The sequence below is a fragment of the Ameyamaea chiangmaiensis genome (assembly GCF_013376175.1).
Classification (GTDB): domain Bacteria; phylum Pseudomonadota; class Alphaproteobacteria; order Acetobacterales; family Acetobacteraceae; genus Ameyamaea; species Ameyamaea chiangmaiensis.
This window is the reverse complement of record NZ_JABXXR010000024.1, coordinates 17706-28843: the sequence shown is the minus strand read 5'-3', so window position 1 is coordinate 28843 and position 11138 is coordinate 17706. Positions and strand designations below refer to the sequence as shown.

Sequence of the window (11138 nt, the reverse complement as noted above, 5' to 3'; positions counted from 1 at the left end):
AGCGGCGGGAGCCGCCTCGACCGCGTATTCCATGGGTGCCATGAACGCGGCTGGTGGGAGCGCGGGCGCCCGCATGGCAGCGGGTCTGGGTGGTGTCGCCCGGGCACCGGGCAGTGCTGCCGCGAACGCCGTGAAGAACAAGGTTTCTGGCGCGGCAGAATCCATGAAGCAGAGCTACGGCGCTGGCGCGCGAGGTGCCTTCACCGCGACAGGCGGACGCTTCACGGGCGGCGCATCGTCCGGTGGCGGCGGAGGAGATTCCGGCGGCCCGTCAGGGAATAGCGCCGGCGGCAACTCTGGCACCGACGGCAAGCCGCCGCGCTGGGCACAGACCATGAAGCGCCGCAATGCCGCAACCCATGCCGCCGAAGCCGCGCATGTCATCCGCTCCGCCGATGGCGGTGGTGGATCCGCATCCATCGATCTTTCGGAAAAGGAATGAGGACGATGTTTCGTCGCTCCACCAGCCGCTACGGGATCACGCCCGCCCCGGTTACGCCCTATCAGAAAGCCGCTCAGATTTGGGACGGGCGCATCGGTTCCGCCCGCGTGCAGGCAAGAAACTGGCGGCTGATGGCCTTTGGCAGCCTGTTGCTGTCGGCGGGTCTCGGGGCCGGGCTGCTCTGGCAGTCAGTTCGGGGCACCGTCACGCCGTGGGTGGTGCAGGTGGACCGGCTGGGGCAGGCGCAGGTCGTGGCGCCGGCCACATCCGGATACACGACAACGGATCCGCAGATCGCCTGGTATCTCGCGCAGTTTGTGCGCGATGTTCGTTCGCTGTCCGCCGATCCGGTCGTTGTGCGCCAGAACTGGCTCCGGGCCTACGACTTCACCATGATTTCGGGCGCACAGGCGCTGAACGATTATGCCCGTCTGAACGACCCGTTCTCACGCATCGGGCACGAACAGGTCGAGGTGGATATCGCCTCGGTCATCCGGGCCTCGCCCGGCAGCTTTCGCGTCGCCTGGACGGAGCGCCACTACCACGACGGGGCGTTCGCAGGCACCGAGCGCTGGACCGCCATCGTCTCAGTCGTTCTGCGCAGGCCGCGTGATGCCGATCACCTGCGGAAAAATCCCCTCGGCATCTACGTCTCCGCCATCAACTGGTCGAAGGAGCTGGGCCAATGATCCGTCGTGCTCTTCGTTTCGTTCCGCTGCTGATCCTGCCCTTGGCGGGATGCGCGCAGCAGTATCATCCGCCTGTCATCCGTTATGATGACGCCTTGCAGGCGACACGTCTGCCGGACCCACCGAAACCCGTGCAGGTCGTGGAGGTGCCATCTCCGCTTCCTCTGCCGGGGCAGCTCAAGCCGTTGCCATCCCACAGGTCGATGGCGCGGCGCATCATACCCGAAGCTCCTGATCCGACAGCACGGGTCACACAGGCCAATCTGGCGGCACGGATCCAGCCCACGCGGGCGGGGTTCATCAACGCGGTGCAGGTCTATCCCTACAGCCCCGGCGCGCTCTATCAGGTCTATGCCTCTCCGGGCGAAATCACCGACATTATGCTCCAGCCCGGCGAAAAGCTGGTGGGCAGCGGGCCAGTTGCTGCCGGTGATACGGTGCGCTGGATTATTGGCGATACCGAAAGCGGGGCTGGGGCAACAAAGCGCATCCATATTCTGGTCAAACCGACGCGGCCGGACCTGACCACCAACCTGATCGTCAATACGGACCGGCGGACCTATCTGGCCGAACTGCGCTCGACGCCCGCCACCTATATGGCGTCGGTATCGTGGGATTATCCCGAGGATGACCTGATCGCCCTGCACCGGCAGGATGCTGCTGCGGATGACGCTGCCCCTGTGGATGTGGGGCTGGATCTGAATGCGCTGAATTTCCGTTATGCCATCCAGCCGTTGAAAGGCGGTACGCCGCCCTGGCTGCCCAGCCGGGCGTTCGATGACGGCCACAAGGTCTATATCGCCTTTCCATCCGGGATCGGGCAGGGGGAGTTGCCACCGCTCTTTGTGCTCGGGGCGGATGGCGGCCCGGAGCTGGTCAATTACCGGGTCCGGCAGAACTGGATGATCGTGGATCGCCTGTTCGCCGCCGCCGAATTGCGGCTGGGCGACAAACATTCCGAGCAGCGGGTGCGCATCGTCCGCACTGACGGACGGCGGACATGACCGGGCAGGCACCCACAGTGGGCGAAAATCCCGCACCTGCGTCATCCCCGCCGCCCGATCTGCGTCTGCGGGCGGAACGGCCGCGCGTGGTCCGTCTGTCGCGCATCGTGGTCTGGTCGCTGGGCGGGGTCGGCATGATCGCGGTGGCCTTCGCGCTGGGTTACGCCCTTCAGACTAGCCATAGGCCACCATCAACGGCCGCCACGCAGGACACGGATGTGCGTCCATCCGCCGACGGACTGGCCGGGCTGCCCTCCGATTATGTCGGCAAGGACGTGCCGAAACTCGGGCTGCCGTTGCCCGGCGATCTCGGACGAGCAATCCTGCATGCGCAAGGGCAGGGGAAGGCTGCCTCCGGCACCGAAGACCACCGCGCCGCGCAGGAGGTCGAGGCGGCAATCGGCAGCCGACTGTTCGTGCAGACGGGGGAACGTAACCGCGCCAGCGAACAGGCGACCCCGCCCGCGCCGGGCGCTCCTGCCTCTCAGGGGCGGGCGTCCGCCACGACCGGACCACAGGCTGGAAACATTGCCTTTCTGGACGGGCAGCCGGATCGCGCGACAACCAGCCCCGATCGCATCATGCCGCTGGTCTCGCCCTACGTCCTCCAGGCGGGCACCGTGATCGCGGGTGCGCTGAACACGAAGATCAGTTCCGACCTGCCGGGGCAGATCGTGGGGCATGTGACCCAGAACGTCTATGACAGCCCGACAGGCCGTTATCTTCTGATCCCGCAGGGGAGCACACTGTTCGGGGCCTATAATAGCAGCGTCTCCTTCGGGCAGCAGCGCACCCAGATTATCTGGACCCGGTTGATTTTCCCGAACGGCGAGAGTCTCGTGCTGGAGAAGCTGCCCGGCGGCGACGCTATTGGCCAGTCCGGCCTGTCCGACGAGGTGAACAATCACTGGGGCCAGCTCTTCAGGGCGGCGCTGGTCACGACACTGCTCAGCGTCGGATCGGAAGCGGGCACGTCCTGGAACGAGAACAATCTCATGCAGGCCATCCGCAGCGGGGCCAGCAACGGGTTTTCCATGGTCGGCAACCGGCTGATCGACCGCAGCCTCAACGTCCAGCCGACGCTGACCGACCGGCCGGGGCTGCCGTTCACCGTCATTCTCAGCCGCGACCTGTTGCTCAAACCCTATCGGAACGGAGGAAATCCAGGATGACAGAGCTAAAGATCAGAGAAATCCCTGACGAGAAACCGGTGAAAATGACCGTGGCGTTACCTCCCGATATCCATCGCGATCAGCTTGCCTATGCGGCACTTCTGTCCGGCAATGATGGGGCGACGGACCCGGCCCGGCTGGTCGCGCCTATGCTCCGGCAGTTCATGATGTCGGACAAGGGATTCGCGAGGGCACGGAGGCAGGTAAAAGCAGCACCGCCGAAAAAGTAGTCTCACGTCCACGGACGATGGGCTTCTACATATCGGGCGAAGAGCCGGGCACAGGGATTTTGATTGTCGGGTCGCCAGACGATCCCAAATTCCAGGTGGGAGGAGCCGTCGGCGTCCCGGATCTCCATGATCGTGACGTCCTCCCCATACTGATCGTGAATCAGGGGCAGCCACGAGGCCGGGAGCAGGGCGATGCCTTCGCGGTTCTGGACGAGTGCGATGACCCGATTGCTGCCGATATCATGATGCCGGATTTTGGGATGGACGTTGGTTTCACCGAGTTTTCGCCGGATAAGTTCCTTGAAGTCCTGACCGGCATTATCGCGCCCGATCAGGAATGTTTCATGACGCAGATCCTGCCATGAGATTTCCTGTCGTTTCGCCAGAGGATGGCCGGTGGGAAGGGCGGCCACGATACGGTCGCTCCACAGGGGTGTGACCTGCAGGGCGGGGACCAGATTGCGACGTGTGACGACCGCGAAATCGATCTGCCCGCGCTGGAGACGCCGTAGCAGTCTTTTGCCTGTGCCTTCGGAGTAGCGAAACACGATATCGGGATGTCTGGCACGGAACTCCGCCGTGAAGGCTGAGAGTCTCCCGGGCAGGACGCAGGTCTGGATGCCGATCGAGACCTGGCCGGTCTCGCCCTTGCCGGTCCGCTGCGCGCGGGCGTTCATGCCGGCCACGTTGTCGAGGATCGTCTGGGTCCAGCGGATGAACTCCTCACCGAATGTCGTTGGTATGACCCCAGTGGGGGAGCGGAGAAACAACGGGACATTCAGCCGCTCCTCGAGGTTGTGCAGGGATCGGCTGACGGCGGATTGTCGGGTGTTCAGGAAACGCGCCGCGCCATGGATGCTGCCGTGCTCGGCGATCGTCCGCACGCACAGCAGTTGCCAGAGGTCGAAAGGCGGGCGTTTCATACTGTTCTTTACTTGGGAACGCTCATGCGATGACGGCTTCAATCAGGATGGGGCCGGTCGCCCGAATGGCTCGACCGAACGTGTCCCTGAATGCTGCCACCGTGGTGACACGTTCCGTCGCGACGCCCATGCCTGTCGCGAGGGCGGTCCAATTGAGATCGGGGTCACCAATATCCAGAAGCCTGCGTGATCGCGTTCCGTCGACACATGCTCCGACGCGGTCCAACTCCTGTTCCAGAATTGCGTAAGACCGATTGGCGAAGATGATCGTGATGACGTCCAGACGTTCGCGTGCCTGAGTCCATAGTCCTTGTAGACTGTACATCGCACCCCCATCACCGTGGAGGCAGACGACCTTGCGCGCAGGAGCGGCGACTGCGGCCCCGACGCTGAGCGGAATGCCGCTTCCGATGGCGCCTCCCGTCAGGTTCAGGTGATCGTGGGACGATGCCGCATCCAGGAGATCGTAATAGGGAAAAGTCGAGGTCAGTCCCTCGTCAACGACGATGGCGTCTTCCGGTAGGTCCGTGGTGATACAGCGTAGGATAGTTTCAGGTGTCAGCGGTTCATCGGACCGCGGAGTAGCCACGGCGCGCCGAACGGCAGAATGATACATCTTCGCCTCAAGACGGTCAGCCAGGCGTTCGAGTGCATCCGGCCCGTTTTCGCAGGGGCGCGTGAGCGTATGCAGTGCGCAGTCCGACGGGACCAGCCAACTCGGCCGACCGAGGTAGGCGAAGAACGCCACCGGCGGCTCCGCCCCGACGAGGATCAGATGATCGAACGCTGCCAGTTGCCGGATGACCTCGTCACCCCGGTAATGCAGTCGCTCGATGACGGGATGATGTCCTCCCCTGCGGATTCGAGGTGCGAACGTGTCACAGAACAACTTCGCCCCTGTATGTGCTGCGATACTCGCAGCCAACTGTAGACCTTGTCCGTGAAGGACATCGCCGCGCAGGAGCATTGCCACCCGGCCCGGAGCGCGTAGAAGTCCAGCAATCTTCTCCAGAGTGGCTTTTGAGACAATGGAGAGGGGCGTGTCAGCACCAAGTGTACCGATCCGCTCGGCAGGAGCCCAGGCGGTATCGGCGGGTAAGATCAGCGTCGCGATCTGCCCAGGTGAACGACGGGCGCAGGCGACCGCTGTGGCGACATCTCCTGGAAGGGAGCGGGCCGAGGCTGATCGACGAACCCAGTCAGATACAGGGCGCGCGAAGCCCGCGATGTCAGAGGTTAGGGGTGCGTCATACTGGAGGTGGTAGGTGGCATGGTCCCCGACGATATTAACGATCGGCGATTGCGCGCGTCGTGCGTTGTGTAGGCTGGCGAGGCCGTTCGCGAGGCCCGGGCCGAGATGCAGCAGTGTCGAGGCGGGTTTCCCCGCCATTCGGGCATATCCGTCGGCCGCTCCGGTTGCGACTCCTTCGAACAGACAAAGCACCGGGCGCATCGCGGGAACAGCATCGAGGGCAGCCACGAAGTGCATCTCGGACGTGCCGGGATTGGCAAAACACGTATCGACGCCACAGGCGACGAGCGTATGCAAAAGGCTTTCGGCACCGCTAAGCGACGTGCCGTTTTCAGATGGTTTGGACATGATTGTGGTCCTTGGGAGTAAGCGTATTTGACAAACAGCGTTCAGTGACCGTGCAGGAGTCCGCCATCGACAGGGATGAGCGCGCCGGTCACGTACGAGGCCAAAGGGCTGGCGAGGAAGGCGGCGACGGCGCCGAATTCCTCGGGTGCCCCATAGCGAGCTGCTGGTATGGTTTCGAGATCCTGTCGGCGCACATCCTCGGCGGAGCCGCCTTCGGTATTCGCGCGTGACTGGTTAAGTTTTTGGACCCGAGCGGTATCGAAGCGGCCAGGCATCAACGTATTGACGGTAACTCCGTCACGCGCGACTTCACGAGCCAGAGTGCGCCCCCAATTGGCGAGCGCTGCTCTCAGGGCATTGGATAGGACAAGACCCGGGATCGGTTCGATGACGCTGGTGGACGAGACCATGATGAGGCGTCCGAAACCGTTCGCGCGCATGTTCGGGAGGAACGCGTCGGTTATGGTCATCACGGGCAACAGCATCGCCCGCGCCTGGGCTTCCCAGAGCGCGGCCTCGAAGACGGTGGCGGAACCCGGCGGCGGGCCACCACCATTGCCGATCAGAATGTCAGGAACACCGACCTCACCTTTTATCGTGCTGATCGCCGCATGAACTGCGTCCTGCGACGCCAGATCGGCCACGATGCATGATATTTTTGCCGGCGAAACAGCACGGAGACTTGCCGCCGCCGCTTCCAGGCGTGACGGGTCGCGGGAGAGCAGGCCGACATGCACGCCTTCCCTTGCAAGGGCATGGGCAATTCCGAGGCCAAGGCCACTGCTGGCGCCCATGACAACGGCCGTTCGGCCCGATATTTGAAGATCCATTCCGTGTCCCTCTTTTCTCTGAACCAGGCGACATGGCATCGCCGCCACTTTTCAGGTTTTCTGGACAGGAAAATTACGTGCTGATGGGCGACAGGAGCCAATGCTCGTTTGACTGGGTTGATGACTTCAGGTCATCACGTGAGGCAATCAATGAGGGTCCCAAAGGTCGTTTGTGGCGGCTCCTTCGGACGTTAGCCACGCAATGAAAGCGCTGATCGCGCGTTCGTGCTGGCGTCCGGGTCGGGTGACGACATGATAGGCGGTTCCGCAATCCATCCAGGGCGCGCCAGCACGCACCAGACGTCCATCGTCGAAATGAGACTGGATCAGGGAGCGTCTGCCGACCATAATTCCCTGGCCCGCCAAGGTCGCGCTGATGACCACATTATAGTCGTTCAGCGGCGTGACAGCGGGCTTGGATGAGAGGCCAAGCACGTCGAGCAGTCGATCCCATTCAAAAGGTTGCGCCGCGCCGAATAATGTCCTGCCTGCGAATATCTGCTCCACGTCTGTGCTGTCTTGCCAAGCGGTCGGAGCGACGACGGGAGCCAGTTCCTCTCGCATGAACGCGCGAGACCACGTTCCCCGCCATGGCCCTATTCCGTAGCGCAGGGCCAGGTCGGTCGATCCGACGTTGAGGTCGGCGAGGTGGTAGTCCGGCACGAGATCGACAGTGATATCCCGATGCTTCGTCGCAAAAGCAGGCAGACGAGGGGCAAGCCATGACGCGGCCAGGGAGGGCAGAACGCTCACACGCAGCGGGGAAGCCGCGCGCTCGGTGACCTGAGACAGACCGTCGTGAAGCCATTGGAAAGCCTGTTCTGCCTTTTCGAAAAGCAGACGGCCTTTTTCCGTCAGCTTAATGGTGTTGCCACGTCTCTCGAAAAGCGGCACGCTCAGATCCCGTTCAAGGTTCTGGACATGACGGGTGAGCGCGCTTTGCGAAATGCCGATAGATTCAGCGGCGCCGCGAAAGCTGAGATGCCGCGCGACCGCGCAGAACGCCTCCATAGCTGTCAGGGGCAGACGTCGACGCATAATGGCCTCCCTTACAGACTGGTAAATCCATTGTGTTTTATTTGGGCTGTCGCGACATCATTACAAATGAAATCCAGAAACGCCCGCACTTTCGCGGGCGGAAGATGACGCGACGGATGATAGACATGAAGCGGAAAATATTCATCGCACCAGTCCGGAAAAAGGTCGATCAGGGTGCCGCTTCGTAGAAGCTCGTCGATTCCGAGCGTCATGGGCTGCGCCACGCCCAGCCCTGCGACACACGCGGCCAGGCCGGTTGCGACATCGTTCAGGATCAGGCGTCCGCGCACCGAGACATTCAGGATTTTGCCTTGCCGGTGGAATTCCCAGTCGAAAGGACGTCCGGTCGCCGGATCCCGGAACAGCAGACATTCATGCGGGCCTGTTTCCAGATCTCGCGGATGGATGGGACGACCGTGGCGCGCGATATAGGCGGGAGACGCGCAGGTCACGATACGCGCTTCCAGCAATTTGCGTGTGATCAGACCGGAGGGCGGTGGCTCGCCGAAGCGGATCGCGACATCAAACCCTTCGGAGACGAGATCGCCCAGAGTGTCGCGTGCCACCAGATCCAGTGTCAGTGCAGGGTGGGCGTCGAGAAATGAACGAAGCTTTGGTGCGAGCAGCAGACTGGCGAACCATGGATCGCAATTGACGCGCAGTCGCCCGGAAACTGTCGCCGACGCACCAGCGGCACTGCTTGCTGCCTCCTCGATCCCGGCGAGCAGGGGCGCAATCTCGGCCACCAGTCGATGCCCGGCCTCCGTCAATGTCGTTGAGCGGGCATTGCGGTCGAACAGCCGGACGCCGAGGCGGGATTCCAGGCGTGCGACGGCTCGGCTGACACCCGATGGCGTCAGGCCCATCGTTGCGGCTGCACGGGTGAAACCACCGGTCTCCGCCACCGCGATCAGCGTTTCGATACCGCTCAACAGCCTTGTATCGATAGCCATAGTTGACTTCCCGTCATCATTGGAATGACAGGATTGCGCTCGAATCATGAGATGTCCAGCAGGCATATGCGTCGCATAGGCGGTGCTTCTGCCGCCCGCAGCGGAGTGTGACGGATGGACATGAAAGACAAACGCGTCGTGGTGCTGGGTGGGACATCGGGAATCGGATTGGCGGTTGCTCAGGCGGCGGCAGGCGAAGGCGCGCGGGTTTCGATCGCCTCCAGCCGCAGGTCCAGCGTGGACGCCGCTTTGGCACGGCTGCCGGACGGCACGGATGGACACGCGCTTGACCTGCGTGACGAAGCAGAGGTGAGCAGACTTTTTGCTGCGATCGGGCCCTTCGATCACCTGGTTTTCACCGCAGGAGAAAGCCTTCAACTCGGATCGATCGTGGACATGGCGTTACCGTCTGCGCGACAGTTCTTTGAGTTGCGCTATTGGGGCGCGTTGACGGCGGCGAAATATGCGGCGCCCCTGATCCAACCAGGCGGTTCCATCGTGTTTACCTCCGGCATCGCGGGTGCGCGGCCGCCGCAAGCCGGCTGGGCATTGGGCGCGAGTATCTGCGGCGCGATGGAAGGGCTGACGCGCGCGCTGGCGATCGAACTGGCGCCGATCAGGGTCAATATCGTGGTGCCGGGCTTCGTGAAGACTCCGCTCTGGAACGACATTCCGGAGGAAAATCGTGATGCGATGTACGCGACTGTCCGCGAGAAGCTGCCCGTGCGGCGTATCGGTGAACCAGACGATCTGGCGGCCGCCTATGTGTTCTTGATGAAGCAGCGTTTCGCGACGGGGCAGAGCTTCGTCATTGATGGGGGTGGCTTGCTGGTGTAGCGCGGATTGCAAGCCTCGGCGGCAGTCCAGACGACAAAGGGTTGTCAAGGACCCGGAGAAGAGAAAGCTGGACGTCGTCGGGAAAGTGGCATCACGGTCAGTTGCGCTTGATATAGCGAGCGCTAGCCCGGGCGCAGGCATTTTCACTGTCGGGCCGCCAGACGATCCCGAATTCCCGGTGGGAGGAGCCGTGAGTGTTCCCGGATTTCCATGATCGCGACGTTATGGCCATGTTGGACGCAGATCACCGGTAGTCATAAGGTGGGTAGGAAACGCGCCGCGCCGTGGTACTCCCCTGCTCGGCGATCGCCCGCACGCGCAGCAGTTGCCACAGATCGACGGGCGGACGCTTCATTGTGCTTCGTCACGGCTCAGTAATGATTGAGAAAAGCAGGAAAGGTTGTTGGATATGATTCACCCCGTGGTTGAACCGTGCGAGTCGATCGAGTTGCGCGACCGGGAGCCATAGTCGCCTGTCGCGTGCAAGGAACGGAGCATCGGCCCAGTGCAGGCCGTGATCCGATACAAGAGGCACGATCTTCCCTTCCGGATCGCGCCGGTAGACGGTTTCATCTTTCAGAGCGATGAAATACAGGTTGCCGTGTTCATCCATCGCACTACCGCCGATCGGAGGGAGATCGGCCCAAGGGGTCACGGACGCGGCAAGTGTCGCGGGCAATATTACGGGATCGTCCAGAAGCGAGGTCGGTACCTTCGACCACGGACCTTCGAGTGGTCCGAAATACAGGTATTTCCCGTCCGGGCTGACTTCGAGGGGATCGGCGTTGACCAGAAGCGGGGTTCCATTGGCGTTTCTGACGACTTTCCCGTCAATGACGATCGGTCGATCCGGGCGTGCATGCGTGGCCGGGGAGGCGTCGAGAACGCGACGAACGGCGCACGTGGTGATATCGAGCACCAGAATGGCACCCTTTCCAGCGTCGGTCAGATAGGCATGCGGTCCGTTGAAGCGGATGTCGTCGATATAACTTCCGGCGGGAGCGACGTCCGGACCCATCGGATAGACATGCAGGATTTTCCCCGTCACCGGGTCGAGACGGACCAGTTTGGGACCATTCTCGACCGGCGGCCCACCAAATTGCGGTGTGCCTGTATCGACCACCCAAAGTTTGCCTTCGGGGTCGATATGCAGGGCGTTGACGCTGACGAAGCGCTGTTTTGCGTCAAGGCCCGGTTTCCAGCCGTTCCATTCTGGGTTCGGGAAAGGGCGAAGCGAGTTTCCTTTGGTAAGCACCGCTACTGCGGGGCCAGAAAAGCCGGTCCAGCGTGGTCCCCCGACGAAGATATGATTGGCAGCCAGGGCGACGGCATTCCAGTCCAGAACCGAGCTTGACGCTTCGATGCGAAGTGATCGCATGTCGGTGGTCTCAGCGCCTCTCGCCGAGACATTTCCCAGGAC

The 11138-nt window shown here is 62.4% G+C and carries 11 protein-coding genes and 1 pseudogene; 6 read left to right on the top strand and 6 right to left on the bottom strand.

The window, feature by feature from the left end; all coding sequences use genetic code 11:
* The 5 genes and pseudogenes from HUK82_RS05580 to HUK82_RS05560 all read left to right on the top strand — a co-directional run.
* Window positions 1-442: pseudogene (locus tag HUK82_RS05580) on the top strand (P-type conjugative transfer protein TrbL); the annotation flags it as partial.
* Window positions 443-447: 5 nt separating this feature from the next.
* Window positions 448-1131, top strand: a complete 684-nt coding sequence (trbF, locus tag HUK82_RS05575; protein ID WP_176613008.1) for a conjugal transfer protein TrbF — start codon at window positions 448-450, stop codon at window positions 1129-1131.
* The gene (gene trbG / locus HUK82_RS05570) at window positions 1128-2135 is read left to right on the top strand and encodes a P-type conjugative transfer protein TrbG (RefSeq protein WP_176613007.1); all 1008 of its coding nucleotides are present in this window, start codon (window positions 1128-1130) and stop codon (window positions 2133-2135) included. Before trbF ends, trbG begins: the two co-directional genes overlap by 4 nt.
* Window positions 2132-3307 carry a TrbI/VirB10 family protein gene (locus HUK82_RS05565; RefSeq protein WP_176613006.1) on the top strand — a complete coding sequence of 392 codons (1176 nt, stop codon included), beginning with the start codon at window positions 2132-2134 and terminating at the stop codon, window positions 3305-3307. Before trbG ends, HUK82_RS05565 begins: the two co-directional genes overlap by 4 nt.
* Window positions 3304-3537, top strand: coding sequence for a DUF2274 domain-containing protein (locus HUK82_RS05560; protein ID WP_176613005.1), 234 nt, complete (start codon window positions 3304-3306; stop codon window positions 3535-3537). Before HUK82_RS05565 ends, HUK82_RS05560 begins: the two co-directional genes overlap by 4 nt.
* Before the next feature lie 2 nt (window positions 3538-3539).
* On the opposite strand, the gene HUK82_RS05555 is transcribed toward HUK82_RS05560, so the two are convergent.
* The 5 genes from HUK82_RS05555 to HUK82_RS05535 form a co-directional block, all read right to left on the bottom strand.
* Window positions 3540-4460, bottom strand: a complete 921-nt coding sequence (locus HUK82_RS05555; protein WP_176613004.1) for a LysR family transcriptional regulator — start codon at window positions 4458-4460, stop codon at window positions 3540-3542.
* Between the two features lie 22 nt (window positions 4461-4482).
* A complete protein-coding gene (locus tag HUK82_RS05550; RefSeq protein ID WP_176613003.1) occupies window positions 4483-6060 on the bottom strand; it encodes an acetolactate synthase large subunit in 1578 nt (525 codons plus the stop codon).
* A gap of 41 nt (window positions 6061-6101) precedes the next feature.
* Window positions 6102-6854, bottom strand: a complete 753-nt coding sequence (locus tag HUK82_RS05545; RefSeq protein WP_256126890.1) for an SDR family oxidoreductase — start codon at window positions 6852-6854, stop codon at window positions 6102-6104.
* A gap of 183 nt (window positions 6855-7037) precedes the next feature.
* On the bottom strand, window positions 7038-7901 hold the full coding sequence (locus HUK82_RS05540) for a LysR family transcriptional regulator (RefSeq protein WP_176613001.1): 864 nt from the start codon (window positions 7899-7901) through the stop codon (window positions 7038-7040).
* A 38-nt stretch (window positions 7902-7939) separates the two neighbouring features.
* Window positions 7940-8881, bottom strand: a complete 942-nt coding sequence (locus HUK82_RS05535) for a LysR family transcriptional regulator (RefSeq protein WP_176613000.1) — start codon at window positions 8879-8881, stop codon at window positions 7940-7942.
* Between the two features lie 114 nt (window positions 8882-8995).
* Here HUK82_RS05535 and HUK82_RS05530 point away from each other — a divergent pair, with 114 nt between their 5' ends.
* Window positions 8996-9718, top strand: coding sequence for an SDR family oxidoreductase (locus HUK82_RS05530; RefSeq protein ID WP_246495827.1), 723 nt, complete (start codon window positions 8996-8998; stop codon window positions 9716-9718).
* 364 nt (window positions 9719-10082) lie between these two features.
* Here HUK82_RS05530 and HUK82_RS05525 read toward each other — a convergent pair whose 3' ends face one another.
* Window positions 10083-11096 carry an L-dopachrome tautomerase-related protein gene (locus tag HUK82_RS05525; RefSeq protein WP_176612999.1) on the bottom strand — a complete coding sequence of 338 codons (1014 nt, stop codon included), beginning with the start codon at window positions 11094-11096 and terminating at the stop codon, window positions 10083-10085.
* Window positions 11097-11138 lie beyond the last annotated feature (42 nt).